Here is a 24,568-nt window from a genome sequence, read left to right on the forward strand (position 1 = left end):
GTGGTCACGTCAGATGTTCTACCGGGACGCTGGGCAGCTGGGGGAGGGTGGTAGCGCTGTCACTCCGGTCGGCTACGCTGAGATGCGTGTCGAACTGATTGCCGAGCGTTACGGGGGGCTGATGTCAGGGGTGGGGCTGGCCGAGCGTCTGGCGGCGCTGCACGACGGGCAGGTGGACGGCCCGGAGCTGGTCGGGGAACTGCGCGAGGCGCTCGTCCTGCTGCCGACCCGGTGCGGTGAGCCGTTGGCGGGGGAGGCGGAGGGTGTGCGCTGGTTGTACGCGTTCACCAGCGAGTCGACGCTCGCCCGGTTCGCGTCCGCGCGCGGCATCGGCGGCGAGGTCGAGTATCTGACGGTGCGTGGGTCCCGCGTGCTGGAGGTGGCGGTGACGGCACTGGGCGCTCGGGCTGGTGTGGCGCTGGATGTGGCCGGCCCGGCGTCGTTCCTGCTGCCCGTCTCGGCGGTGTCCGGTGGGTGACTCGTACCAGGTCGATCCGAACGCGCTGAAGAACACGGCGAAGGGCATCAATGACGCGGTCGCCGAGCTGAAGACGCTGGGGATCGATGAGAGTGCCGAGGTGGGCCGGGGTTTCTCCGGTCTGTCGCTGACGGGGATGCAGGTCGGTAACCCGGGTCTGCAGTCGGCCTTGGACGGCTTCTGCGACCGGTGGGGCTGGGGGGTTCGCACCCTGGTCCATGACGGTACCGAGATCGCGGACCGGCTGGGTCTGTCGGCGGGCCGGTACTACGACCAGGAGCAGTACGCCTCCGGTGTGCTGAAGGACGTGGTCAACGCCGCGATCGGCAACCCGGACCTGACGCAGGACCAGGTGGACAAGCAGTCCTGGAGCCAGACCTGGGACAACAACCCCTACACCCAGGTCACCGATCCCGACTACTCGAAGGCCTCGTTCGACCAGGCAGCCGCCGACACCCGCAAGACGTGGGCCACGGAGGGCAAGGACATCGAGGGCCATGTTCCGGTGCCCGGCCTCCCGGGGGTCTTCATACCGGCCCCGGACCTGGGGGGTAAGGGCTGATGGGGTTCCTGGACGACGTCGGGGACGCCCTGGAGGGGCTGTACAAGGACGGCAAGAAGCAGGTCGGCAAGGCCATCGACCACAAGGCCCACGAAGTGGGCGGGATGCTGGACTTCGTCGGCCTGCACGGCGCGGCGAAGACGGTGGACGGCTGGGGCGACAGCGTCGCCGACGACCTCGGCGCACAGATCGGGGAGAAGCAGCTCGGGCAGTCCGAGGACCCCAAGGACCTGGTCCACGGCGACGCCAAGGCGCTCACCGACACGGCCGCGCACCTGCGCAGGTTCCACGACGCGTTCCAGGAGACCGGCAGCGGCCTGCAGGCGCTGGACTCCTCCCACTGGCAGGGCCAGGCCGCCGACGCCTTCCGCGCCCGCTTCGCCCCGCACCCCGCGCTGTGGCTGACCGCCGCCGACGCCTGCGCGGCCGCCGCCACCGCACTGGACGCCTTCGCCCAGAGCCTCACCTGGGCACAAGACCAGGCCCAGCAGGCCATCGACGCCTACAACGCCGCCAAGAAGGCCCACCAACAGGCCCAGGACGCCTACAACGCGAGCGTCACCAGCTACAACACCGCCGTCAAAACCTGGAACAAGGCCGCCGCCCAACCCAACCCCAACCCCGGCCCCCCGCCCACCGACCCGGGCGAATTCCACGACCCCAGCACCGACCAACTCACCCACGCCCAGGACCTGCTGCGCGCCGCCCGCGCCGGACGCGACACGGCGGCCGACAACGCGGCGAGCGCCCTGAAGGCGGCCACCGCCACCGCGCCGACCACGCCCAGCTTCACCCAGCGGATGAAGCTGGACTCGATGGACCTGGCCGAGGGCGGCATGATGGGCGACGCGCACTTGTATGGCGGGATCCTCAAGGGCGGCGCCGACATCGTCAACTTCGGGCGTGGTCTGAACCCGATGGACGTCTACAACGTCACCCACCCGGCCACCTACCTCGACCACGTCAACCAGGTCGCCGCCGGCCTGGTGCACGCCGACATGCACCCCACCGACGTGGTCAAGTCCCTGGTCGGCTCCGGCTGGGGCTCCGACCCCTTCGAAGCGGGCGGCAAGCTCATCACCAACATCGCCTTCGGCGCCCTGACCGACGGCGCCGGCCCCGAAGCCGACGCCGCCGCGGCCGCCGCCAAGGACACCGCCGAGAACGCGGCCAAGAACGCCACCAAGGACGCCGCCCAGGACGCGGCCGGCGGCTCGGGACGTGACGCGGTCAAGGACCCTGACGTCAACGGTCGCCAGCCGGGTGATCGGTGCCGCGGCGGTGACCCGATCGACATGGCCACCGGCTACATGACCCTAAGTCAAACCGACGCCAACCTCGCGGGCGTTCTGCCACTCCTGTTCACCCGAACCCACGACTCCCACTACCGCGCCGGGCGCTGGCTGGGCCCGACTTGGGCGTGCACGCTGGACGAGCGCCTGGAGATCGACGCCGAAGGCGTGGTTCTGCTCCGTGCCGACAGCATCGCCCTGGCCTACCCCCACCCGGCACCGGGCCTATCGACGCTGCCGAGCACCGGCGCGCGTTGGCCGCTGGCCGTGGACGCCGAGGGCCGGTACACGGTTACCAACCCCGCCACGGGGCAGGTGCGGGTCTTCCGACCCGACCAACCCGGTGCTCGCCCCGCTCGACTCGATCACCGACCGGGTCGGCCACCAACTGGTATTCGAGTACGACCACGACGGAGCCCCGATGGGCATCCGGCACTCAGCTGGTTATCACTTGGAAGTCGACGTCGCCGACTTTCGCATCACGGCGTTGCGCGCGGGCGGGGTGGAGCTCGTCCGCTACGGCTACACGGACGGCCACCTCACTGAGGTACTGAACTCCTCGGGTCTGCCGATGCGTTTCGAGTACGATGCGGCGGGGCGGATGACGGCCTGGATCGACCGCAACGGCTCGCGCTACCACTTCGTCTACGACGATCAGGACCGCTGCATAGCCCAGGGCGGTGCGAACGGCCACCTTCGGTGGAGTTACGAGTACCGCCCTGGCCAGACGTTCGCCACCGACTCACTGGGCGCGGTAAGCCGCTTCGAGGTCAACCGAAGCCATCAGATCACCGCGCACACTGATCCGCTTGGCCACACCACCCGCTTCGCCCGCGACGCCTTCCACCGCCTGCTGTCAGTGACCGATCCGCTCGGGCGCACCAATGCTTTCGAGTACGACGCGGCGGGCAACGTTGTCATGGTCACTCGCCCCGATGGTGCACGCTCCTTTGTCACCTACAGCACTCTCAATCTCCCGCTCACGGTGATCACCCCGGACGGCTCGATCTGGCGTCAGACGTACGACGAGCTCGGCAACCGCACCTCGATCACCGACCCCGCCGGCGCCACCACGCGCTTCGCCTACGACGCTGCGGGTCACCTCGCCGCCAGCACCGACGCGCTGGGCCATACCGCACGCGTACAGTGCGACCCGGCGGGTCTGGTACTCGCCGCCGTCGACCCGCTTGGCGGTACCGTTGCCTACCGGCGTGACAGCCTGGGCCGTCCTGTAGCCGTCACCGACCCTGTGGGCGGCACTACCCTCTTGGTCTGGAACCCCGAGGGCCTGCTCACCTCCCGCACCGCCCCTGACGGCTCCACGGAGCGGTGGACGTACGACGGCGAGGGTAACACCCTCACCCACACCGACCAGCTCGGCGCCACCACCACCTTCGAGTACACCGACTTCGACCTTCTCACCGCCCGCACCACCCCCGACGGCGTCCGGCACGCCTTCGCCCATGACACCGAGCTGCGCCTGGTCGAGGTCACCAACCCCCAGGGCCTGACCTGGACCTACCAGCACGACCGGGCAGGCCGGCTCACCGCGGAGACCGACTTCGACGGCCGCACCCTCGGCTACACCCACGACGCGGCCGGTCAACTCACCGCCCGCACCAACGGCCTCGGCGAAACCATTGGCTACACCTACGACCTCCTGGGCAACCTCACTGCCAAGGATGTCGAAGGTGACCTGACCACCTACACCCACGACCCGCTGGGCCGCCTGCTCACCATCGCGGGCCCCGCCGTCGCACTGGTCCGCACCCTCGACCCGCTGGGCCGCCTCCTCACTTAGACCGTCAACGGCCGCACCCTCGCCAACACCTACGACGCCGTCGGCCGCCGTGTCTCCCGTACCACCCCGAGCGGCACGCTCAGCACCTGGACCTACGATCCGGCCGGCAACCCGCTCACTCTCAACACCGGCGGGCGCACCCTCGCCTTCGACCGTGACGCCGCTGGCCGTGAGACAACCCGCCACCTCACCAACGACCTCGCTCTCACCAGCACCTGGGACAACACCCACCGCCTGACCGGCCAGGCTCTCGTTGCAGGGGACTCCCGCCATGCGCTCCAGCAGCGGGCTTACCGCTACCGTGCTGACGGCAACCTCACCGGCATCGACGACCAGCACACCGGCACCCGCCGCTTCGAACTTGACCCCGCCGGTCGCGTCACCGCCGTCCATGCCACGGACTGGACCGAGCGTTACGCCTACGACGACGCCGGAAATCTCACACACGCCACCTGGCCCGCCCGTGACGACAGCGCCGACGGCCCCCGTGCCTACACCGGCACCCGGATCACCATCGCCGGCCGCACCCACTACACCCACGATGACCAGGGCCGCGTCACCACCCGCCGCCGCCGAACCCTCTCTGGCCGCAGCGACACCTGGCACTACACCTGGGACTCCGAGGACCGCCTCATCGCCGTCACCACCCCCGACGGCACCCAGTGGCTCTACCATTACGACCCGTTCGGTCGCCGCATCGCCAAGCAGTGCCCCGCCACCGCCGAGTGGACCCTCTTCACCTGGGACGGCACCACCCTTGCCGAGCAGACCGCCCAGGGCCCCAGTCTCCCCGGCCCCTACACCCTCACCTGGGACCACGACGGCCTTCACCCCCTCACCCAGACCGAGCACCTCGACACTCAAAACGACGTCGACCGCCGCTTCTTCGCCATCGTCACCGACCTCATCGGTACTCCCACCCACCTCCTCAACCCCGACGACGGCACCGCCGCCTGGCAAGCCCGCACGACCCTGTGGGGTACCACCACCCACCCCAAGGCCGTCAGCACTACGACCCCCCTCCGCTTTCCCGGCCAGTACTACGACGCTGAAACCCGACTGCACTACAACCTCCACCGCTACTACGACCCGGAGAGTGCTCGGTACCTCACGGTCGACCCACTGGGCTTGCGGGCTGCCCCCAACGCCAAGAGCTACGTTCCCAATCCGACGATCTGGGCAGACCCGCTGGGCCTGGCGCCGGATGACTGCGGTCGTGGACTCTTCGATTTCCGTGCACCAAACCCGGACTATCCACCGAATTCGGATGCGCTGGCCGAGTTGCAAAAGATGGCCGGCGGGCCCCGCCATTCCAGCCTGGACTGTTCCGAGATCGCCCAGCAGATCAAGGAATCCGCAGGCGGTGCGGGCCAGATTATTCGCTTCACGCCGGTCTCCAAGTTCGATGAAATCGTGATCCCCGAGAAGGGGGGCAGCGTGCTGGAGCGGTACGATTACCATGAGGTCTTTTCCGATGGGCGCTATGTGTATGACCCGGACCTCGGTTCGATGCCGATCCCTCTGGGTGACTATGAGCGCGCACTTCGCGGACTCAATCCACGCGATAATGGGAGTCCGGGATTCCTGTCCACCCGTTTTACCAGCAGAAGGCCGAGGGACTGAAGCATGGTCGACCCTCAAGGCGTGACCGAGGTGTCAGCGGTGAAGCGCACCCTCCGCCTGCTTGGCGAACTCGAATGGGGGCGCTACGCCATCGGTTTGAACCCCGCTGATTCAAGGATGTTCCCGAGCTCGATCGTCTGGCGGTACCGGGAGCCCTCTGCCAGAATGGCGGAAATTCTTCGTGCCGCGGTCGCGGAAATGGCCAGTAGGTTTGAGTGGAGATTTGATTCCAGTGGCAAGAACTGGACATTGATGCCCATGAAGCTGGCGGAGGTCCTCGAGGGGCCACCGCAGCTCCCATTGGTCGACGCGCTTGACGAGCTGATGTCCCTGGATCAAAATTTCTGTTTTCGATCGAACTCCGAACTGAAGAGTCTCCTTCTGGCGATTGAGAAAAATTCAGAGATCCTCGACTGAACCCGGATGTTGTGAGGCTTGGAATATCGTTGCCGCAGGTGGCAGCGGCGGCCCGACCTCGGCTGACACCAGGACCCGGTGATCGCCATGCCGGTGTACAAGGTGGTTCGCCGGCTGCTGTTCGTTCCCGGGGTGCTTCTGCGCCGCGACGCAGCGAACAGCGCCGAGCTGCTCGTGCTCCGACACGAGAATGCTGTGCTGTGCCGTCAGATCGCCTGACCGGTCCGCTATGAGCCGGAGGATCACAACGCGCGGCGAACCCGGACCGGGTGACCACCGACCGAACGGTGATCAAGAAACGGACCCTCCCGCTCGCTCGTGAGAGCGCGAGGCGGACACCGACGGATCCAGGGCGGGGCGGCCCGCCTCAAGAACCCGATCGCCGCCTCCGCGGTGGGAGAGATCCTCCCCGTGGCGGGCATCGATCCCGTTACCGCGCTGCACCGGACCGACCTGGCGCGAGTTGCTCATGAACCAGGCCGAGGGCATCCGCTGCACACGACCCCGGAGGCCGAAGTCTCCTGCGCACCCGCGTCCTTGGCAGTGTGGTCAACGATCGCCAGTACATAGCCTGACCCCCAGCAGCGATGACTTTCCGAGCCTCGCAGGATAACCGGCCACTGTCTGTCGCTGTGGCTCTGGCTGAGGCCGTGTGCTCACGCGCGGCGCGAAGAACGCGCACCGGCGCCATAAGGCCGAGCCAAGCGGCGCCCCTACCTGGGGTCCGGATCCCCCGGCCGGCAGGGCTCCAGCTGGATGCAGGAGCACTGGGCGCACAAAATGCAGATGACCTGATCAGCAAGCTGATCAGGTCATCTGATGATATGTGTCCGAGGGGGGACTTGCACCATCCGCCAACGTGGAGTGGGCTTCTATCGTCCTGGATCCGGATGTGGTGTGAGCTGTCTGCGCTGAACCGCCCCATGGCCTCAGCTGTAGTAGTCGGCTGGGCCGGTCAGCACACTCTGGAAGTACAGTGGTCCGCCGTCGGTGTCGAGTGGGACCTCGTGACCAGCCACTCGGCCGAAGCCGAGCGAGAGGTTGGGCACGGTCCAGTAGTTGGGTTCGTCGTGCACGACAGGCAGGCCCAGCGCCTCCAACTGCTCCAGCAGCCGGAGGGCTGGGGTGCGAAACACGTCGAGATCGCGGAACCGGACCGTGATCTCTTCGGGACCGGGGCGGGGAATCCACATCTCTGCGGCGCTGAGTGTCTTGCCGTCCTCGAGGTGGCAGACGATCTCGAACTGGGGGTGCAGGGCCGTGACCGTCATGTAGCCGAACTGGTTGGCGGATCCGTCGTTCTTCACCGTGACTCGGCCCAGCGCAGCTGCTGCCGTCTTGACATCCTGAGCCGAGGCGCCCAGAGGGAAGCCGGTGATGCCGTTCGGGGGAGTCAGCTCGATGTCCATGGGGGTCATTCTAGGAGGCAGTCGCGGATCTTCCAGCCGTTGTCCTTCAGGTACTTCTGGAACTTCCGGTTGTTCGGCAGGGAGTCGACCATTTCCTTGATGGCGGCGTCGTACTTGGTTCCGTAGTCCTTGCGGATCTTGCCGATGTCCATCTTCATCGCCACATCGAACTTGCCTTGCAGGATGAGGCTGAATCGCTGCGGGTTTGACCGAGACTCCTTCTCTTGGAAGGATCGATTCCGTTATGAGGAAGCCATACCCCAGTGAGGTCCGGGAGCGGGCGGTACGCCTGGTGCTGGAGACCCGCGATCAGTACGAGACCGAGTACCAGTGCATCCGGTCGATCGGCGCCAAGCTCGACGTGGGCCCGGAAAGCCTGCGCAAGTGGGTCCGCCAGGCCCAGACCGACGCCGGCGCCCGGCCGGGCACGACGACGGAGGAATCCGCGGCGATGAAGGCGCTCAAGCGGGAGAACGCCGAGCTGAAGCGCGCCAACGAGATCCTCAAGGCCGCGGCGTCTTTCTTCGCGGCCGAGCTCGACCGGCCACACACACGCTCGTAGCGTTCATCGACGAGCACCGGGACCGCTTCGGCGGAGTCGAGCCGATCTGCAGGACGCTCACCGCGAACGACTGCGGCATCCACCCCAGCACCTACTACGCCCACAAGAGCGGCACCACCTCCGCCCGCGCCCGCCGCGACGCCGAAATCGTCCCGATCATCAAGGAGATCCACGAGAGCAACTACGGCGTCTACGGCTACCGCAAGGTCTGGGCCGAACTCAACCGGCGCGGCCACACGGTCGCCCAGTGCACGGTCTCCCGCCTGATGAAGGCAGAAGGACTGTCAGGAGCGGTGCGCGGCAAGAAGATCGTCACCACCGTCTCGGACAAGAGCGTCGACCGGGCGCCCGACCTGCTCCAGCGCAACTTCGTCGCGAGCGCACCGAACCGCGTCTGGGTGGCGGACTTCACGCACGTGGCGGCGTGGGCCGGCACCGTCTACGTCGCCTTCGTCGTCGACACCTTCTCACGGCGGATCGTCGGCTGGTCGGCGGCCACCAACAAGCAGACCCCACTGATCCTCTCAGCCCTCGAGATGGGCCTGTGGCAGCGGGACCGCTCCGGATTCCCGGTAATGCCAAGGGAGTTGATACACCACTCCGATGCCGGCTCGCAGTACACGTCGTTCCGCCTGGCAACCCACCTGGCCAAGGAGAAGATCGCCGCGTCCATCGGATCGGTCGGAGACGCCCTGGACAACGCCCTGATGGAATCGACCATCGGGCTGTACAAAACCGAGCTCATCAAGCGTCAGGGCCCCTGGCGCACCCTTGCCGACGTTGAGATCGCCACCGCAGAGTATGTCGACTGGTTCAACTCCACCCGGCTCCATAGTGAACTCGGCCACACCCCACCCGCCGAATACGAAGCCAAGTACTACAGCCAACAGCCAAACCTGCAGGTCACAGCCACAATCTAGAGCCTCTGAAGAACTCGCAGCGATTCAGGGGCACTGCAGAGCCCGAGGTGTGTCGCGGCACCACTGCGCCTGCCGAGAATGTCATTCGCGCAACTCAAGGACTTGCTCGGCGGTTGCGGCAGGATGATCACTCCTGTTGCTTCGCCTGGCACACCCGACTGTCACCAATGCGCTCGCCGCCCTGAGGCTGCTCCCGTTGAGCGACCGTGAGAAGGATGTGGAGATCCTCGCCCTGCGTCATCAGCTTGTCGTCCTTGAGCGGTAGCTCGGTGAGGACCGGGTGAGGTTCGCTCCAGCGGACCTGGCTCTCCTTGCTGCGCGTCTTGCTCCGCTGTCGCGCTGAGTCCTGCGCCGCCTGCGGCTGTTGATCCGACCGGACACCGTGCTGCGCTGGCATCGCGACCTGATGAAGCAGCGTCACACCCGCGCCTGCTGGCCGAAGCGACCGGAGCGGCCGCCGACTGTTCGCTCGATCCGCGTTCAGATCCTGCGCCTGGTGCGGGAGAACCCGCCGTGGGGGTACAGGCGCGTGCACGGTGAACTCGCCGCCCTCGGCATCAAGATCGCTGCCTCCACCGTAGGGGAGGTCCTCAAGGCCGAGGGCATCGACCCCGCGCCCGACCGCAGCGCCACCACCTGGGCCGACTTCCTGCGATCCCAGGCCGGAGCGCTTCTTGGCGCGACTTCATCGAGACCGTCACCCTGACCGGCCAACGGCAGTACATTCTCGCGGTCATCGAACACGCCTTCCGCCGTGTCCGCGTCCTGGGCGCTACCGCGCATCCCACTGCCCACTGGGTCGGCCAAGCCGCCCGGAATCTCGTCATGGACCTTGAGGATGCCGGAGCCGCTGTCAGCTACCTGATGCGCGACCGGGATGCGAAGTTCCCGGCGCTCTTCGGCCAGATCCTGGGCGACGCCGGAATCAAGGTCGTGCTCTCTGGCATCCGCATGCCGCGGATGAACTCCATCGTGGAGCGCTGGGTGCAGACCTGCCGCCACGAGCTCCTGGATCGGACCTTGATCTGGAACGAGCGCCACCTACGCCGTGCCTTGCGCGAGTTCGAGCGGCATCACCACGCGCACCGGCCCCATCAGGCCATGAACCAGGCCGCACCACTGCGCGTGGTGCCCGAGCCGATCACTGATCCCGGACGGATCGCCCGCCTGGAGATACGCCGACACGATCGGCTCGGCGGAGTGGTCCACGAGTACCGGCATGCCGCTTGACCTGGGCGGATGAGGTTTTCGGCAGGCGTAGTCTTGCGGAGCCGGTGCAGGACCAGCGCCTCGAGTTCGTGCGGCATGTCGGCCCGCAGGTGCCGCAGCGGGGTCGGCGCGGCGCGAACGTGCTGGTCCATCAGGCGGACCGTAGCACTGGACGCCTCCGACCGCCATGCACGACCCGATCGCGTCAGGCGGGTGTCAGTGATGTGTGCAGGTGTCGGCCCTCGCGGTGGTCCTGTGCTGGTCCGGTGGCCAATGATCCCGCGTCACCAGCGGATTCGGCAACGGCGAAAGGCCCTGGACGGTGTGCGGTACTCGTACGGCGCCGCGCTCGCGCCGCCCCCGCGCGGCAGCAAGTTGCCACTTCCTGCGCGAATTCCGCCGGTCCGGGCGGTGCAGGTTGCTGCAACCGGATCTCCTTGCCGCACGGCGAGTTGCGGCTGGAGGATGGCAAGTGCTCCAGGTCCGGGCGGCATTCGGCGCCTCGAGGGCCTGGAGTTCCCGCGTCCCCCGAGCGAGTCCCAGAAAGGACCGATGAACCATGAGCATTGACTTCGCCACCTTCGATCTGACAGAGCTGGCCGTCCTGGACGCCGACGCCCCGCAGGGTGCCCACACCCCGCTCCTCCCCATCGACCTGGAGGACCTGCTCGGCAAGCCGGGCATGGAGGTCACGGAGCCGATGTGTTGCTCCTGCGTCGTCATCAACGCCTCCAACGAGTGACCCTGCCCCACCCCCGACGCCCCTGGCTCTGAGGCCGGCGTCCCCCTCGCCCAGCAGCACCGGGCAGGCCCCCTGCGTGTCCTTGCCCCAGCTCACTGGAGGCAGGGCAGCGCGTCCCACCTGGAGTCACCATCAATCGATCCGGACCAGGTCAGGCCCCCCACCCACAAGAACGGACGGCCGGTCACGCACCGGGACCGGCCGGTCTCGCCGACACCGCCATGGTGCGCGTCAACCCGTTGCCCGGGCGCCGTCTGGGCTCCGCCGCCCTGACCGCGGCGGTCACCGCGCTGGCCGAGGCCGAGCGGCAGTGCGCTGCCCTGGTCGACGCCGCCCGCGCCGAGTTGTTCGACCTCGCCACGGGCGCCGGCGGCCACGAGCTGCGGACCGTCCTGGAGCTCAAGCGCGCGGTCCACAACCAGCGCACCCCCAAACCGTCTGCCACGAACCGCAGCTGGCCCGAAGCGACCAGCGCGTGGCTGGCCGCCCGGCAGCGCGGCGACCTCGCGCGGAGCGTGCTGACCACGGGCTACGAGAACTGCCTGGCCGAGGAGCGGGCCGCCCTTGCGCAGGCGGTCGCGGCCGAGCCGTTCCAGGTGTCTCTGGCGCTCACCTCGCCCGGGGTGCTCGCGGCCGTGCGCCGCTACGCGCGCAGCGCCGGCCGCCCCTCCAAGCAGGACCGGAAGTCGGAGCGGGGCATCCTGCAGCACCTGGCACGGGCCATGGTGCGCACCTCGCCGCTGGCCCGGTTCACCGCGGTCGGCTTCGCTTCCTGGTCCGACCAGGGCACGGCGCTCGACCGGGTCACCTTCCAGCGCCGCCGGACGCACCCGCTCGTCTCGGTGGACCGGGCCCTGTTCGCCACTCTCGTCGACGGCCTGCTGCCGGCAGGCGGCGAGGTGGGCGGCGAAGCAGGCGGCGAGGTGGGCGGCGAGGTGGGCGGCGAGGCGGGCGGCGAGGTGGGCGGCGAAGCGGCGCCGGCGGCCACCGTGCGGCGCAACTCCTCGCTGCGCACCACCCAGGACGCCGTACGGTTCCGCCGGCGCGACGGTGCGCAGATCCGGGTGCTCTCCACCCCGCTCACCCCGCAACTCACCACCCTGCTGGACCTCCTCACGCTGGGACCGGTCTCGCCCGCCGAGCTGGGCCGGGCACTGGCGGACCGTCTGGGATGCTCCGGGGAGCAGGCCGCGCAGCTGGTCCTGGCCGCGTGCGAGGCACAGATCCTGCTGCCCGGGCCGGTCCTGGACGAGCAGGCGGCAGACCCCCTGCCGGCCGCCCTGGAGCTGCTGCGCGGGCACGACCCGGCTGCGGCCACCGCCCTGGCCGAGGCGGCCTCCGCGCTCGACCGGCTCCCGCGCGCCACCGTGACGGAACGGGTGGCCCTGCTGAACCGGCTGGACTCGGTGCAGCAACGGCTGACCGAGCACGGCGCCCGGCCGGGGCGGCTGCAGGTCAACGAGGACTACGTGCTCGACCCGTTCACGGTCTCGGCCGACGGCTACCGGCCGGCGCTCGACGACCTGGCCGAGGTCGCGGAATTCGCCGCGCTCTTCGAGCGCCACCACGAGCTGCGGGCGCTGGCGTGCGCCCTGTTCGTCGAGCGCTTCGGTGCTGGAGCCTCGGTCCCGCTGGTCGACCACGCCACCGCTCTGGTCGAGGCTCTGCGCGGTGCCGGGACTCGCCTCAGCGGGCCGGACGGGAACGTCGGCCCGCGTGACGGTTCGCTGGCCCGGCTGCTGAAGGTGCGCGCCACCGCCGTGCGAACGGTCGGCGAGCGGATCGCCCGCCACCGGGCCGAGCAGCCGCAGGCCGAGGAACTGGCGCTGGAGCCCGGCCTGCTGGCCGAGTTGGCCGCCGCGCTGCCCGAGCGGTTCCGGCGCCCGGCGGCCTCCTACGGGCTGACGGTCCAGCCGGTGGCCGGGCGGCTGGTGCTGAACGGCTGCTTCCCGGGCCACGGCCTGCTCGGCATGCGCTTCCTCGGCGCGGACCGCGAGCTGGGCGGCCGGGCGGGCGAGTCGATCGCCCGGCGCGCCACCGCGGTCTTCTCGGCGGACGGCGTCGAGCCGTGCGAGGACCGCGGCCTGCACGGGTTCAACATCAACCACCGCATCCCGCTCCTGGAGCGGACCATCACCCCCGGGGAGTGGCTCGGGATCCGGCTCGCGCACGACCCCGACCGCGACGAGCTGGTGCTGTTGGACGCCGACGGCGCCCGGGTGCGTCCGGTCACGCTGGGCATGCGCTGGCAGGAGCTGCACCCGGCCCCGCTGCGCATCGCCACGCTGCTGGCCGACACCAGTCCGGTGGCAGTCGACGCCTTCGGCTGGGAGCGGCCCCTCGCGACCGACGCGCCGCACCGCACGGTGGCCTCACCGCGATTGACAGTGGGCCAGGTGGTCCTGCAGCGGCGCCGCTGGTATCCCGGGGCCGACTTCCCGTCCGCGCCGGGCCCCACCGAGGCGGCGCAGCACCTGGTCGACCTCACGGCCTGGCGGGCGGTGCACGCGGTCCCGGACGAGGTCGTGATCAAGACCGGTTCCGACCGGGCGGCCCCGGCCCGCATACCGGCGGGCGGCGGCCGACCGGCGCAGTGGCGGCCGGAGAAGCCGCAGTACGCCGACCTGGCCAGCGCGCTGGCGGTGCGGGCGCTGCCCTGGTTCCTGGAGCGCCGCTCCCCGGGCAGCTACCTGGAGGAGGCGCTGCCGGGGGTCCACCGCGGGCGCCACGCCTTCGAGTGGGTCATCGAGTTCGACCGCCCCGCCGGGGCCCGATTCCAGCTGAGGACGTCATGCGAGTGAAGCTCCGTCCGGACGCGCACTACGCCCCGGTGCCGCAAGGGATCCACTGGAGCCGGGGGGACCGCTCGTTCGTCCTGTCCGGTCCGCCCGCCCTCTTCACCATCGTCGACGACCAGCTCGACGCGCTGCTGAACGGGACGAGCCTGGACGAGATGGTGGCGGCCACCGGGGACGAGCGGGCCCGGCCCGTCCTGGACCACATCGTGCGCACGCTCGTCGCCCAGGACGTGCTGATCGACCTGGACGCGGTGGACGGCCCGCTGCCGGACCGGCGCAGCGCCGAGGAGCACGCCGCGCTGCTGTGCTATCTCGAGGCGCATTGCGCCGAGCCCTACCGGGCGTTCGCCGCGGTGCGCGCCGCCCGGGTGGTGGTCGGCGGCGGCGGCCCCGGGGCCGAGGCCGTGCGGCGCGGGCTGGCCGCCAACGGCATCGGAGAGGTCGCCAACGGCATCGGAGAGGTTGCCGGGATCGACCGCTCCGCGCTGTCGGAACGCGCCGCCCGCGCGGCCGTGGTGGTGCTGATCGACGACTGCGAGGCCCCGCTCGACCTGCTCGCCGCCGTCGCGCGGCTGGCGCCGGGCACACCCGTGGTGCCGGTGGCCGCCGGGCCCGCCGTCGCGCTGGTCGGGCCGGTCTGCTCCGACCCGGCCGAGGTGCGGGCGTTCCTGGCCGTGCGGGCCCGGGCCACCGACTGGCAGCTGACCGGGGTGGACTCCGCAGCGCCGCGCCCGATCAGCGCGGTGCTGGCCGGGTCGCTGGCCGCCCAGGGCGTGCTGGCCCACCTGGCCGGCACCGCGCACGGTCCGTGCACCGCCTGGGTGGTGCACGGCCACGCGGTGCGGACCACCGCCGTTCCGGTGCCGCGGGCCGGGACCGGACCGGTCTGGCGCCCGCTGGAGCCGGCGCAGAGCACCGTCCCCGGGCGCGAGCCCGGTGTGGAGCCCGGCCGGGAGCCCGACGTGAAGCCCGGTGTGGAGCCCGGCCGGGAGCCCGACGTGAAGCCCGGCCGAGGGCCCGGCTCCGAAGCCGTCGTCCCGGCCCCGGCGGGGGAGGTTCAGCTCGACGCCGCGCTGACCGCCCGGTGGACCGGCCTGGCCCGCTGGGGCCGGGACCTGGACCTCCTGCAACTGCCCCTCAGCCTGGTTACCGCCCAGGTGGTGCCCGGCCCCGGACCGTCCACCGCCCTCGTCGGTGGGACAGTCGGTCCGCACGTCCTGGGGTGGGGCCGGAACCGCGCAGCCGCCGGCCATACGGCCGGGCTCGCCGTGCTGCGCCACCGCGCCGGTGAGGAGTGGACCGAGGACCTGAGCCGGGCTGGGGGCAATGCGGGGCTGGTGCCCGCGGCCGGGCTCACCGAGGCCCACCTCCTGGTCGACGGCCTGCTCCGGCAGGCCGGACAGGAGGCCCTGGCCCGGTCCGTCGGTGCCCCGCTGGCCTGGGAGGAGGTCGAGGGCATCACGGCCCGGACGCTCTGGGGCCTGCTGAGGGAATTCTTCGACGTCCCCGCCGAGCTGCACCGGCACACCGTGAGCGGCCTGGACTGGCACCTGGTCAGCGTGGTGGACGAGGCCACCGGCGAGGTCCTGGCCACGCAGTGGGGCCCGCGCCCGGCCTCCGCCGCCTACGCGGCCCTGTTCGCCGCCACCGCCCGCGCTCAGTTCCAGGCGGCCACGCGGAGCGCACCGCAGGCACCCGTCCTGCCGCCGGACCCGGTCGGAACGTGGTCACTGGAGGTCGCCCCGCCGGCCCAGGTGGACGACTGCCTGCGCCAACTGCTCGCGCGTGCCCGGGTCCTGGGGCTGCAGCCGCGCGCGCAACGGCTGGTCCGCGACGCGACCGTCGGCGAGCTGGCGCTGGCCTGTGGCTGGGTGGCCCTGGCATGAGCGCACGGATCACGAGCCCGCGGACCACCGGCACACAGGTCACCAGCTCAGAGGTCACCGGCACACAGGTCACCAGTACACAGGTCACCAGTACACAGGTCACCGGCACACAGGTCACCGGCGGACGGATCCTGCAGGGGCCCGGCGCGCCGGCCGACCTGCTGGCGCTCCCCTGGCACGAGCTGACGGATGAACCCGACCCGCCGCTGATCGCGGTCTGCGCGGGCTACGACGCTGCGTGGGAGAGCGAGGCACTGGCGCTGGCCCGTGAGCAGGGCCGCCCGCTGCTGTCGGTGCGGGCGACCCCCGCGGAGATCCTGCTCGGGCCGCTCTGGACCCCTGACGACACGTCGGCCTGCGCCGGCTGCGCGCAGGTCCGCGACACCGACCGCGACGCGCCGGGCCAGGCCCACGAGCCGACCACCGCCCCGGCGGCGCCACCAACACCGCGACGGCGGGCCGCTGGCGCGCCGGTCCTGGCACCCGCCCTCGGGCAGCTCCTGGCCGAACTGCTCCGGGATGCCCGGCCGCTGCTCGCCCCGGGCGACCTGCTCGCGCTCACCCACGAAGGCCGGCTGCGCCGGCACCGGGTGACGCCCAGCCACCGCTGCCCCGTGTGCGCGAGCGATCCGGGCCCGCGGGTCGCCCGCCCCTGCGACCCGCCCCGGTCGCGTCCCCTGCTCCCGCGCCCCACCAGCGCCCAACCGCCCGACCGCGGCGAGCCGCCCTTCGGTCTGGACCCCGAGCGGATGCGCGCGGCGCTGACCGATCCCCGGTTCGGACCGGTGCTCGGGACCCAGCGGTTGCGCCCGGTCGCCATGGCGATGACCGAGACCCGCCTGCTCGGGGCCACGTTCCCGGGCTACGGCCGCGGCTCCACCTTCCGGCGCGCCGAGCCCGTGGGCTGCCTGGAGGCGTACGAGCGCAGCGCCGGATATCCGCACGTAGCCCCGCTCGTGCGCGGCGCCACGGCGCGCGAGCTGGGCGAGCAGGCGATCGGGCTCGCCGGGCTGGGCCACCACACCGCGCGGCAGCTGGACTCGCCGCTCAGCAGCCTGCGGCCCTTCGACGAGGACACCCCGATGGACTGGGTGTGGGGCCACCCGCTGGACGGCGGCCGGCCGCTGCTCGTCCCGGCCGAGGTCGGCTTCTACCAGTACAGCTACCCCGCCCTCTCCGATGCGCCCGAACACACCGGCCGCACGCGCCACTTCCACGACTCCTCCAGCGGCTGCGCACTCGGCGGCAGCTACGAGGAGGCCGCCCTGCACTCCCTGCTGGAGCTGGCCGAGCGCGACGCCTTCCTGCTCTCCTGGCACCGGCGCCGGCCGCTGCCCCGGATCGCAGCGCAGGAGATCACCGACCGCGAGTGCCGGCTGCTGATCCGGCAGATCGAGGAGCAGGGCTACCAGGTCCACCTGCTGGTCGCCACGATCGACCTCGCGATCCCGGTGATCTGGGTCATGGCGCTGCGCGAGGACGGCCGGATGCCGGCCACCCTCAGCTCCGCCGGCTCCGGCGTGGACCCGGTGGCCGCCGCCCGGGCGGGCCTGTGGGAGTTGTCCCAGATGGTCAGCTCCGGAGCGGACTGGGACATCGAGGCGGCCCGCCCGCTCGCCACCGACCCCTGGCTCGTCGCCCAGATGTCCGACCACCACAAGCGCTACGCCTACCCCGAACTGCTGCCCCGGATGAGCGAGTTGCTGGGCGGACCGGTGGTCAGCCCGGCACAGGCGTTTCCCGGCTGGCCGGACGTCTTCACCAACGCCGCCGACGGGGACGTCACCCAGGCCCTGCGCTTCGTCGCGGAGCTGTTCCGGCAGGCCGGGCTGGAGCGCATCGTGGTGGTCGACCAGTCCACCCCCGAACACACCGCCGCCGGACTGTCCGTCGTCAAGTCCGTGGTCCCCGGCATCCTGCCGATGTGCTTCGGGCAGGCACAACAGCGGCTCGCCGGGATCCCCCGGCTGGCCTCCGCCATCGCGGAGGCCACCGGCACGCCGCCACGCGAGGAGGACTTCCCCTTCGACCCCCACCCCTTCCCCTGAGGCGGCGCCTCCGATGACGACGACCACCGATGTCCGGCTCTTCGCCTACCGCCAGGGCCCGTTGCGGACCGCACTGGCCGAGCTGACCCCGGGCAGCGACACCGACTCCACCACCTCGACCCTGCCCCCGGCCCGGGCCCGCGGCAGCCGTGGGCGGCCGCTGCCGGCCGGCACCCACCGGCTGCTGGCCGACGCACCGTACCCGCAACCACTGCCGGCCGACGCCCTCGCCACGCTGGGTCCCGGGGACCTGGCGGGCCACCTGCTGGTCTGCGCCCTCGGCCTGCAACGACGCGAGCCCTCGCACCACTTCAACGACCACCGGGCGATCGCCTCGGTGCGCAGCAAGTTCCCCGTGCACGCCTTCGTCCTGGCACCCGACGGATCCCGCGCCTACCTGGACATCTACCGGCACGCCCTGATCGACCTGCAGGACGACGCGGACGTCTCGGACAATGCGGACAACGCGGACAACTCAGATGGTTCGGACAACGCGGACGGCGGGGGCGACCTCGCGGAGCTGCTCCCCGCCCCGGGCGACCTCACCGTGGTGCTGGCGGCGCGCTACACCGACCTGCCAGTCGACTACGGGCGCCTGCGCTGCACGCTGAGCCTGCTGGAGCTGGGCATCAACCTGCGCGCCCTGCACACCGCTGCCGACCTGCTGGGCGTCCCGGTCCGGTTGCGCTCGGACGCCGCACTCACCCGCGCCGCCGGCCGGCTGCTGGAATACGGCGGTCCCGGGGCCTGGTCCCCGCCACTGGTCGTCACCCTCGAAGGCGCCGGCCCGCTGCCGTCCAGCCGCCCGCTGCCGGGCACGGACGGGTTCGGGGACGCGGAGCAACACGCGCGGGAGTGCGGGCTGCTGCGCGAGCAGTCCGGCCAGGAGCTGGTCCGGGAGGCGGACGCGGTGACCGCACCGCTCGCCGCGCTCTCGTGCGGCGCGGGCGAACCCGTGCGCAGCGTACCGGACCTGGCGGGGCGTGAGCCGGCGGAGCACCGCCCTGCGGAGCGTGAGCCGGCGGGCCAGGATGCCGGCCCCGCGCGGCCCGACTGGGCCCGGACCCTGTGGAACCGGTCCGCCGGGCGGACCCGGGCCGGCCTGCTGGGGTTCTCCGCCCGACCCGCCGTGCTCGGTGCGGAGTTCCTGCGCGACACGCTCGCCTGGCTCGACCGGCCGGCGCCGGGCCCGCTGCTCCCCGAGGTGGGCCGCCGGGTGCTGACCCGCGTCGTACTGCAGCGAACGGCCGGGCTCCCCACCGGCCGCTACGCGGTGGCGCGCGGCCATGTGGAGTGCGAGCAGCAGGACTCCGACCTGATGCGGCGGTTCGCGGACGCCTTCGGCTACCCGCTGACGCCCGCCGTCGACTGCGGGCTGCGCCACGCGAACGCCGTGTGGGTCTTCGCCGCCGACCTTGACGGGATCCTGGCGGAGTTCGGGCCGGCCGGCTGGTCACTGCTCCAACTCTGGTGCGGCTGGGCCACCCACGGGCTGACCACCGCCGCCGCCGCGCACGGCCTGTTCGCCCGCCCGGCCCGATCCTTCGGCGAGTTCTGGCTGCAACGGACGCTCGACCTGCCCCGCTCGACGTTTCCGGTCTTCACCGTCATCTGCGGCCGCTCCCGGTTCAGCGAACCGGTGCTCGACCTGAGGGTCTGACACGCCGCCGCCGACAGCCGGCTGGTCGGGTTCATCAGCACCCGCACGCGCACCTGTTCCCGCACCCGTGCGGGCACCGGCACCGGCGCGAACCGAAGGACCATGGCATCGGCTGTGCCGTACGTGAACGTCAACGGTGCCCGCCTCCCCGAGCAGGACAGCGGTGGCGAGGGCCCGGGTCGTGCTCCTCAGCCACGGCAACCTGGTGGATCGCGACACGTGAAAGCCTCCGGGGCCGGCCGGGCTCACCGGAGTCCGGCCGGCCCCGGGACCGGCCTCGGGCCCTGCTGCGTCGCCAGCGGCCAGCACTTGTGGTCCAACGTCGACTCCCACGGCGGCGCCGCACCCTGGCCCCAGTGCGTCATCGACGCCTTCCGACAGCTGGACATCACTACCTCGCAAGCCCTGACGGCCTGACGGCTCCGGGATGCCAGCCGTTGCCGGCGCGGAGGGCGGCCGTGCGAGCTGGGAGATGACATCCCCAGTGCGGTGACCGAGAAGGTCCTCCGGGCTGGCGCTGGTGGGCGGCGTGCCGGTTGGATGTCGCGAGACGTTTCAACTCGATGGAGCGAGGACCCGACACATGACCTCTGACGACCTGTTTGACGAGATCGCCACCGACCTCGCCGTACGCGGTGCCACCGCCGGAGCGATGTTCGGCAAGCGCGGTCTCAAGGCCCGCGGTAAGGCATTCGCCTGCCTCAAGGGCGACCTGCTGGCTCTCCGGCTGGGTGACGGCACCCCCGGCCACGCCGAGGCCCTTGCCCTGCCCGGAGCCGAACTTTTCGATCCCTCCGGCAAGCACCGCCCATTCAAAGACTGGGTCGCCATCCCCGTGGCCCACGCCCATGCCTGGCCCCACTACGCCGAAACCGCGCTCGACAGCCTCGACGGCTGAAGGAGGGAGGCCGGTGGCAGCGCCGGTTAAGGTCCGCAGGCTCACGGACCAAGAGGGCCAGCAGTTGCAGCGGATCGTGCGCCGGGGCAGTACGAACTCGGTGCGCTACCGGCGGGCGTGATGCTGCTGGCCTCGGCCGGCGGCAACAGGGTCCCGGCCATCGCCCGGCTGGTCCAGGTGGACGAGGACACGGTGCGTGATGTGATCCACCGGTTCAACGAGATCGGCCTGGCCGCTCTGGACCCTCGGACCTCCACGAGTTCAGGGAAACTGAAGGCTCTTCAGCGGGAACCCGCGGGTTGGATGCTGTGCTCTGCAGGGATCGACCCGTGAGTTGTCTCCGACTCACGGCGAGGCGTCCTGGTTTGTGGGCGTCGTCGCGCCGTTGAACCTCACCGCTGCGGAACGGGCTGAGCTGGAACGGCGGGTGAGTCGGCGGAAGTCGGCTCAGGATTTGGCGATGCCGGCTCGTGTGGTTCTGGCTTGCGGCCGGCTCGACGAGGGCGGGTCGACGTTCATGATGCCGGATTGAGCAGCTTCCAGTGGCCCTCGGAGACGACCTCGACGTCGCCGTCGGTCACCTTGATGGCGGTCTGAGCGTCGATGGCGTACGCCGGACCCTTGATCTTGGCGGCCCAGCGTTCCGCCGCGGCCATCGTGTTCTCCGGACAATCCGGGCTGTCGAGGTGCGGGAAGATGGAGAAATCGACGAGTCCCAGCGTGGTGTCGTCCCTGGTGGGTGGCTTCCAACCGACGAACTCCTCCCCGATGCGGGGAGTCAGCACCATGCTCCCGGCGCTGAGCCCTACGTAGACCGTGTCGCGCAGCGAGGGGAAGAGGTCGGCCAGTCCGGACTCCCGCATCCAGTGGCACAGGTAGAGCGCGTCGCCGCCGTTCACCAGCAGGGCGTCTGCTTCTCGGACCCAGGAGACCCAGCGTTCCTTGTCGATGCTGGGCAGTGCGGTGAGCTCCAGCACGCCCACCGACTTCCACCCCAACTCGGTCATGGGACTGGGGGACTGTCCGCTGATGAAACGCCATGGCCCACCCGGATCCCCGTACGGCCCCCCGTAACCTGCGGTGGGGATGCAGAGGGCGCTGGCCTCGGCGATCGGTTTGCCCAGAAGATCGACCAGCGCCGCCAGCACGCTCGCGTTCCTGACGCCGGAGTCGGTAAGGAGAAATTTCATCACGCCCCCACTCCCGGGTTCAGATCCTCAGCATTGATCATCCACCAATGCTGTCACGGCGTTCAACGATTCGGCGCTGGTTTCCAGGAGAGCGCGGGCGGAGTTCGCGTAGAGTGGGAGCTGCCGGGCGGGAAGCTGGAACTCGGCGAGGAGCCGCCGGACTGTGCCGCCCGCGAGGTGCAGGAGGAGAGCGGTTGGGAGGTCGAGGCCGGTCCGCTGCTCGATGTGTGGATGTACCGGCCGATCCCCGACCGCCACGTCTTCATCGTGGCCTACGGCTGCCAACGGCTCGGCGAGGACTGCGCGCCGGTGGTCAGCGCCGAGCACAAGGAGATCGGGCTCTTCCGGAAGGACGAGGTGGCCGACCTGGTGATGCCGCAGGGCCACAAGGACTCTGTGGCCCGCTGGTACGCGCACCTCGGTCTCGGCTGATCCGACACGGCAGCGCCCACCGACACCGCGCCTGCGTCGGCGAGCGCCGCGACGCTCTGGCGCTGGGCCGCCCCGGAGGCCGAGCAGGTACTGGAGCGGCGCCGGCTCGGCGAGATCTTCAGGGCGGATCGCCGGACCGACTGTCGCGACCAGGAACGTGATCCGACGTACCCAGTCGGCGCCGCCCCGGCGCCGCCGCCCCACCGCGGCCGCCGCGGTCTGGCGGCGGTGCGGTATCGGCCAGCCGTGCCGCGGCGCCGCCGGCCTGACTCGCGGCGGCCGTCCGACCCACAACACGTCACCCGTCCCATGACACGGCACCTGACCCACACCGCGCACGTCAACCGCCGTCTCTCCTCAGCGACAGCAGCCGCGAAATGGCTCAGAGGTGTCTACCTGGTCGTATTTCGGCTGCGTTAGCGTCGCCTTTCCGAACACCGATGGGGAGGTCTCGTGCGCGCTCTCGTCTATCTGGGTCCAGGCTCCGCCGAACTGCAGGACAGGCCCGCCGCACGGGTCGCGCACGATGATGACGTCGTGGTGGAGATCGTCGGTACGGGGGTCTGCGGAACGGACCGCAAGATCCTGCTCGGGCGGTTCCTGGCCCGGCCGGGCGTGGTGCTGGGGCACGAGTCGGTGGGCGTGGTGCGGGGGACCGGGGCGAAGGTGCGCTCGGTCGCGGTGGGGGACCGGGTGGTGGTCAACCCGACGCTGTACTGCGGCTGGTGCGTCCCGTGCCGCCGCGGGGCGACCAACTTCTGCCGTCACAAGGCCGGGACCGAGGTCGGCGTCGATCGGGACGGCACGTACGCGGAGGCCGTGACCCTGCCGGAACGTTTCGTCGAACGGGTTCCCGCCGGGCTGCCCTTCCGCAGCGCGGTGCTGATCGAGCCGCTCGCCTGCGTCCTGAGCAACGTCCAGGCCGCCTCCCTCACCTTCGACGACACCGTGGTGGTGCTCGGCGCGGGCCCGATCGGGATGCTGACCGCACTGGTGGCCGCCCGCCGGGCGCGCCGGGTCACCGTCGCCGAGCCGGACGGCTACCGGCTGGAGCTGGCCCGCGAACACTTCGCGCACGTGGTGGACGTGGCCGGAACGGACCCGGCCGAAGCCGTGCTGAAGACGTCGGGCGGCGAGCGTCCCTCCGTCGTCTTCGACACCACGGGCACCGGCCTGGACGCGGCGCTGCGGCTGATCGACGACGGCGGCCGGGTGGTGGTGATGGGCTTCGACGACACCTACACCGTGCCGCTGCGCCCGCTCCAGCTCACCAACCGGGGCATCCGGCTGATCGGTGCGGGGGACTACCGGGCCGACATCTTCCCGGTCGCCGTGGACCTGGCCGCCGAACTCGGCGCCCCTCAGCGACCCGACACCGGCAGCGGCACCGGCGGCGGCCTTGGCCCTGGCGCCGGCACCAGCACCGGCGCCGCCACCAGCACCAGCATCAGCACCAGCTCCGGCTCGATCCTGGAGCGCCTGGTGACGCACGAGTTCCCGCTCGAGCGGTACGCGCAGGCGTTCACCGCGCTCGGCGGCCTCACCGGGGGCGACCGGGCCACCGGGGGCGAGGGCAGCGAACCGCCGCCGTGCTACGACGCGCTCAAGGTCGTCATCCGCTCGCACTCCGGCCCGGTCGGCGCCGACGGCTGGCCGGTGGAGGGGTGAGCGCGCCGCGCCTCGGCTCGATCGAGTCCGGCGGGACCAAGTTCGTCTGCCTGGTCGGCTCGGCCCCCGACCGCATCGAGGCCGAGACCCGGTTCCCGACCGGCGAACCGGGCCCCACCCTGGCCCGGGCCATCGCCTTCTTCCGGGAGACCACCGCGAGGACCGGACCGCTGGACGCGATCGGCATCGCCTCCTTCGGGCCCCTCGAACTGCGGCCGGGCCATGCCAAGTTCGGCCACCTCGCCGCCACCCCCAAACCCGGCTGGTCCGGCGTGGACGTCGCCGGACCGATCGCTGCCGCACTCGGAGTACCGGTGGGCATCGAGACCGACGTCAACGGTGCGGCCCTCGGCGAGGGCCGCTGGGGCGCTGCACAGGGCTTGGACACCTACGTCTACCTCACCGTCGGCACCGGGATCGGCGGCGGCGCGGTGATCGGCGGCAAGGTGGTCAGTGGCCTGGTCCACACGGAGATGGGCCACCTCGCGGTGCCCCGGATCGCGGGCGACGCCTTTCCCGGCTCCTGCCCTTTCCACGGCGACTGCTGGGAGGGGCTGGCGGGGGGCGAGGCGATGGGCGCCCGCTGGGGAACCCCGGCCGAAGAACTGACCGGCGACGCGCTGCGCAAGGCGCTGCGGCTGGAGGCGGCCTACCTGGCCGCGGGGCTGCGCAACATCGTCTACACGACCGCGCCCCAGCGGATCGTGATCGGCGGCGGCGTCGCGGAACTCCCCGGGCTCTTTCCGCTGCTCCGCGCCGAACTGACCGCGGCGCTGGGCGGATACCCCGGGCTGCCCGAGCACGCAGCCGAGGACTTCGTGGTCCCGGCCCGGCTCGGCCGGCTCGCCGGACCGGCCGGCGGGCTGGTCCTGGCGGCGGGGGCGGCCGGGGCGGCCACCGCCGCACGGCCGCGGCCCGGCGCTGGGCCATCGGGGGGACCGGATGCATGAGGGCGGCCCCGGGCCGGGCAGGC

Annotated in this window: 20 protein-coding genes and 2 pseudogenes; 19 read left to right on the plus strand and 3 right to left on the minus strand. The window is 71.1% G+C overall.

Going from position 1 to position 24,568, the window contains the following annotated elements; translation table 11 throughout:
- Positions 1 to 82: 82 nt before the first annotated feature.
- The 7 genes from OG294_RS36625 (at position 83) to OG294_RS36655 (ending at position 6,392) form a co-directional block, all read left to right on the plus strand.
- On the plus strand, positions 83 to 478 hold the full coding sequence (locus OG294_RS36625; protein ID WP_327070882.1) for an SseB family protein: 396 nt from the start codon (positions 83 to 85) through the stop codon (positions 476 to 478).
- On the plus strand, positions 471 to 1,040 hold the full coding sequence (locus tag OG294_RS36630) for a hypothetical protein (protein ID WP_327070883.1): 570 nt from the start codon (positions 471 to 473) through the stop codon (positions 1,038 to 1,040). The genes OG294_RS36625 and OG294_RS36630 overlap by 8 nt, the downstream gene beginning before the upstream one ends.
- Positions 1,040 to 2,878, plus strand: coding sequence for a putative T7SS-secreted protein (locus OG294_RS36635; protein WP_327070884.1), 1,839 nt, complete (start codon positions 1,040 to 1,042; stop codon positions 2,876 to 2,878). Before OG294_RS36630 ends, OG294_RS36635 begins: the two co-directional genes overlap by 1 nt.
- Before the next feature lie 25 nt (positions 2,879 to 2,903).
- Positions 2,904 to 4,133, plus strand: coding sequence for a hypothetical protein (locus OG294_RS36640; protein WP_327070885.1), 1,230 nt, complete (start codon positions 2,904 to 2,906; stop codon positions 4,131 to 4,133).
- 972 nt (positions 4,134 to 5,105) lie between these two features.
- Positions 5,106 to 5,756 carry an RHS repeat-associated core domain-containing protein gene (locus OG294_RS36645; protein ID WP_327071798.1) on the plus strand — a complete coding sequence of 217 codons (651 nt, stop codon included), beginning with the start codon at positions 5,106 to 5,108 and terminating at the stop codon, positions 5,754 to 5,756.
- Positions 5,757 to 5,759: 3 nt separating this feature from the next.
- Positions 5,760 to 6,173, plus strand: coding sequence for a hypothetical protein (locus tag OG294_RS36650; protein ID WP_327070886.1), 414 nt, complete (start codon positions 5,760 to 5,762; stop codon positions 6,171 to 6,173).
- A gap of 78 nt (positions 6,174 to 6,251) precedes the next feature.
- A complete protein-coding gene (locus tag OG294_RS36655; protein WP_327070887.1) occupies positions 6,252 to 6,392 on the plus strand; it encodes a hypothetical protein in 141 nt (46 codons plus the stop codon).
- Between the two features lie 710 nt (positions 6,393 to 7,102).
- Here the strand turns inward: OG294_RS36655 and OG294_RS36660 are convergent.
- Together OG294_RS36660 and OG294_RS36665 are read right to left on the minus strand one after the other, a co-directional pair.
- Positions 7,103 to 7,582, minus strand: coding sequence for a hypothetical protein (locus OG294_RS36660; RefSeq protein ID WP_327070888.1), 480 nt, complete (start codon positions 7,580 to 7,582; stop codon positions 7,103 to 7,105).
- A gap of 5 nt (positions 7,583 to 7,587) precedes the next feature.
- Entirely contained in the window at positions 7,588 to 7,740 is a 153-nt protein-coding gene (locus OG294_RS36665) for a hypothetical protein (RefSeq protein WP_327070889.1), read from the minus strand.
- A gap of 86 nt (positions 7,741 to 7,826) precedes the next feature.
- Between OG294_RS36665 and OG294_RS36670 the strand changes: the two genes are divergently transcribed.
- The 9 genes and pseudogenes from OG294_RS36670 to OG294_RS36710 all read left to right on the plus strand — a co-directional run.
- Positions 7,827 to 9,064 (plus strand): IS3 family transposase gene (locus tag OG294_RS36670; protein WP_327065281.1). Its coding sequence is split into 2 segments (ribosomal slippage): positions 7,827 to 8,100 and positions 8,100 to 9,064, totalling 1,239 coding nucleotides; the frame shifts between segments, so codons are not numbered across the junction.
- Positions 9,065 to 9,365: 301 nt separating this feature from the next.
- Positions 9,366 to 10,294, plus strand: a pseudogene (locus OG294_RS36675) (integrase core domain-containing protein).
- Between the two features lie 538 nt (positions 10,295 to 10,832).
- Positions 10,833 to 11,015, plus strand: a complete 183-nt coding sequence (locus OG294_RS36680; RefSeq protein WP_327070890.1) for a hypothetical protein — start codon at positions 10,833 to 10,835, stop codon at positions 11,013 to 11,015.
- A 221-nt stretch (positions 11,016 to 11,236) separates the two neighbouring features.
- Positions 11,237 to 13,816 carry a hypothetical protein gene (locus OG294_RS36685; protein WP_327070891.1) on the plus strand — a complete coding sequence of 860 codons (2,580 nt, stop codon included), beginning with the start codon at positions 11,237 to 11,239 and terminating at the stop codon, positions 13,814 to 13,816.
- A complete protein-coding gene (locus tag OG294_RS36690; protein ID WP_327070892.1) occupies positions 13,813 to 15,699 on the plus strand; it encodes a hypothetical protein in 1,887 nt (628 codons plus the stop codon). Before OG294_RS36685 ends, OG294_RS36690 begins: the two co-directional genes overlap by 4 nt.
- Entirely contained in the window at positions 15,696 to 17,747 is a 2,052-nt protein-coding gene (locus tag OG294_RS36695; RefSeq protein ID WP_327070893.1) for a TOMM precursor leader peptide-binding protein, read from the plus strand. Before OG294_RS36690 ends, OG294_RS36695 begins: the two co-directional genes overlap by 4 nt.
- A gap of 13 nt (positions 17,748 to 17,760) precedes the next feature.
- Positions 17,761 to 19,407, plus strand: a complete 1,647-nt coding sequence (locus OG294_RS36700) for a hypothetical protein (protein ID WP_327070894.1) — start codon at positions 17,761 to 17,763, stop codon at positions 19,405 to 19,407.
- Positions 19,408 to 19,990: 583 nt separating this feature from the next.
- Entirely contained in the window at positions 19,991 to 20,305 is a 315-nt protein-coding gene (locus tag OG294_RS36705; RefSeq protein ID WP_327070895.1) for a hypothetical protein, read from the plus strand.
- A 13-nt stretch (positions 20,306 to 20,318) separates the two neighbouring features.
- Positions 20,319 to 20,554 (plus strand): annotated as a pseudogene (locus OG294_RS36710) (helix-turn-helix domain-containing protein); the annotation flags it as partial.
- Positions 20,555 to 20,820: 266 nt separating this feature from the next.
- Here the strand turns inward: OG294_RS36710 and OG294_RS36715 are convergent.
- The gene (locus OG294_RS36715; RefSeq protein WP_442789286.1) at positions 20,821 to 21,495 is read right to left on the minus strand and encodes a Type 1 glutamine amidotransferase-like domain-containing protein; all 675 of its coding nucleotides are present in this window, start codon (positions 21,493 to 21,495) and stop codon (positions 20,821 to 20,823) included.
- Between the two features lie 33 nt (positions 21,496 to 21,528).
- Here OG294_RS36715 and OG294_RS36720 point away from each other — a divergent pair, with 33 nt between their 5' ends.
- The 3 genes from OG294_RS36720 (at position 21,529) to OG294_RS36730 (ending at position 24,545) form a co-directional block, all read left to right on the plus strand.
- Positions 21,529 to 21,927: an NUDIX hydrolase gene (locus tag OG294_RS36720; protein WP_327070897.1), complete on the plus strand. Its 399-nt coding sequence runs from the start codon at positions 21,529 to 21,531 to the stop codon at positions 21,925 to 21,927.
- 453 nt (positions 21,928 to 22,380) lie between these two features.
- The gene (locus tag OG294_RS36725) at positions 22,381 to 23,595 is read left to right on the plus strand and encodes a zinc-dependent alcohol dehydrogenase (RefSeq protein WP_327070898.1); all 1,215 of its coding nucleotides are present in this window, start codon (positions 22,381 to 22,383) and stop codon (positions 23,593 to 23,595) included.
- Positions 23,592 to 24,545: an ROK family protein gene (locus OG294_RS36730; protein ID WP_327070899.1), complete on the plus strand. Its 954-nt coding sequence runs from the start codon at positions 23,592 to 23,594 to the stop codon at positions 24,543 to 24,545. The genes OG294_RS36725 and OG294_RS36730 overlap by 4 nt, the downstream gene beginning before the upstream one ends.
- Positions 24,546 to 24,568: the final 23 nt, after the last annotated feature.

This window comes from Kitasatospora sp. NBC_01302 (genome assembly GCF_035976515.1).
Taxonomy (GTDB): domain Bacteria; phylum Actinomycetota; class Actinomycetes; order Streptomycetales; family Streptomycetaceae; genus Kitasatospora.